Source organism: Microcystis sp. M49636_WE2, from assembly GCF_030065375.1.
Lineage (GTDB): Bacteria > Cyanobacteriota > Cyanobacteriia > Cyanobacteriales > Microcystaceae > Microcystis > Microcystis aeruginosa_C.
On record NZ_JASJFG010000441.1, the window covers coordinates 1 to 1,819 of the forward strand.

Here is a 1,819-nt window from a genome sequence, read left to right on the forward strand (position 1 = left end):
AACCAGCAGGGATGACTCGACTTCCAGACCCCGACCTGAGATAAACTACAGAATGTTATCAGAATTTACCTTGATATTATGAGCGTAGTTAGCCAAGTCATCCTCAAAGCCGACGACGAACTTCGTTATCCTAGTAGTGGTGAACTACAGGGTATCGGGCAATTTTTAAAAACCGGTGAGCAGAGAATTCGCATTGCCGAAACTCTCGCTGACAATGAGAAAAAAATCGTCGATCAGGCTCAAAAACAACTGTTCAAGAAACGTCCCGATTATAGAGCGCCGGGGGGCAATGCCTACGGTCAGCGTCAATATAATCAATGCTTGCGCGATTATGGTTGGTATCTGCGTCTAGTTACCTATGGGGTATTAGCCGGAGATAAGGGACCGATCGAACAAACCGGCCTGATCGGGGTCAAAGAGATGTATAACTCTCTTAATGTTCCCGTCCCCGGCATGGTGGAGGCGATTCGTTGTCTCAAAGAGGCCGCTTTAGGTCTTTTGACTCAAGAGGATGCCGTGGAAGCAGCCCCCTACTTCGACTTTATCATCCAGTATATGTCCTAAGCGATCGGGACAATCCCAAGGGCCTGAAGTCTGAAAAGGGGCAATTTTCGTCTCTTTCAGGGTTCAGGCTTGACTTTTTTCAGTGTTGCCAAAGGCACGGCGTAGCCGTCCAGTAATCAGTGATCAGTAATCAGTAAACAGTAATCAGGGATAAAGATGAAGATAAATAACTAACTAACTAATTATAGCGTTTCTCACACCTGTGTGGCACAGTTAAACCTTTGCTGATTAAGCTTTTCAACATCGATAATGTACCGCTTGCCAACAGGAAACGCTATAACTTAAAACTTACATCTGATAACTGATAACTGATAACTGATTATGTTTTGGCGCATTATACTACTTACCTTTCTGATTCCATCGGTCTATGGGGTGTTTGGCTGGTCGATCGCCCATGAGCGTTTATCATGGAGTGATTGGTTGCTTGCCCGCGGTGATGAGATGAATTGGACTCTCACTAGCGAATGGCTAGAAATCATGATCTATATCCTAGGGGTAGGGGTTATCCTCTCAATTGCCCTAGGATTAACTCTGTTTAGTCACTTAATGCCGGTATTTTTCCGCAGTTGGTTTAAAAACGATATTAGCGCTGTATTATCAATTCTCGGCTGGTCCTTGGCGGTAGTCTTTATCTTCCACAAGTGGGCGGTATTTAGTCGAGTTTTAATCCTCTTAGCCGCCACTATCCTCGGTCGTCTAGAACTTCAGGAAGCAGGTTACAATAGGTGGCAAGTTTTCCTGATGCTCACCATCCTCTGCTTAGGTAGTTTTGGCTTGGGAATTTGGGCTTATCATCTTTGGGGTCAGGAATTTCATCAAGTTACTACTGATTAATCTTATCTATAATCTTTAAAAAGTATGCCCAAAAAAAATAACGATGCCCTCAAACGAGTCTTAATTGTTTCCTCTGGTTTAGTATTTCTGGCTTTAATGATGGTGCCAACTTTAGGTTTATTGAAAAATAATAATTCTAATTCCCCCCAAGGCAATCAATCTGGGCAAGAGGCAACTATTCCCCGCGAAAAATTAGAAGAAATGGTCAAAGGTTACGAGAAAATTCTTGAACGTGAACCAGATAACCCCACTGCTTTGCAAGGACTGGCCCAAGCTCGCCTACAGTTAAAAGATTTTATCGGAGCCAGAGAACCTTTAGAAAAGTTATATCAAAAATATCCCGACAATCTGGAAGTTATGCTAGTTCTTTATGGAACAAGATTACAAACTCAAGACGTTTCTGGAGCCAAAAATATCCTAG

General features: G+C 43.0%; 3 protein-coding genes. All 3 read left to right on the plus strand.

Annotated elements, in window-relative coordinates; genetic code table 11:
* The first annotated feature begins 78 nt into the window (after positions 1–78).
* Positions 79–564, plus strand: a complete 486-nt coding sequence (locus PX484_RS10545) for an allophycocyanin subunit alpha-B (protein WP_002759464.1) — start codon at positions 79–81, stop codon at positions 562–564.
* A 321-nt stretch (positions 565–885) separates the two neighbouring features.
* Positions 886–1,398: a hypothetical protein gene (locus PX484_RS10550; protein WP_287666639.1), complete on the plus strand. Its 513-nt coding sequence runs from the start codon at positions 886–888 to the stop codon at positions 1,396–1,398.
* A gap of 24 nt (positions 1,399–1,422) precedes the next feature.
* On the plus strand, positions 1,423–1,819 hold a 397-nt coding region (locus tag PX484_RS10555; protein WP_288103764.1), incomplete at its 3' end, for a tetratricopeptide repeat protein.

Bases quoted from the DNA above. Each gene is read 5' to 3' on its own strand.
- PX484_RS10545 (WP_002759464.1), top strand. From the start codon at position 79: ATGAGCGTAGTTAGCCAAGTCATCCTCAAAGCCGACGACGAACTTCGT.
- PX484_RS10550 (WP_287666639.1), top strand. From the start codon at position 886: ATGTTTTGGCGCATTATACTACTTACCTTTCTGATTCCATCGGTCTAT.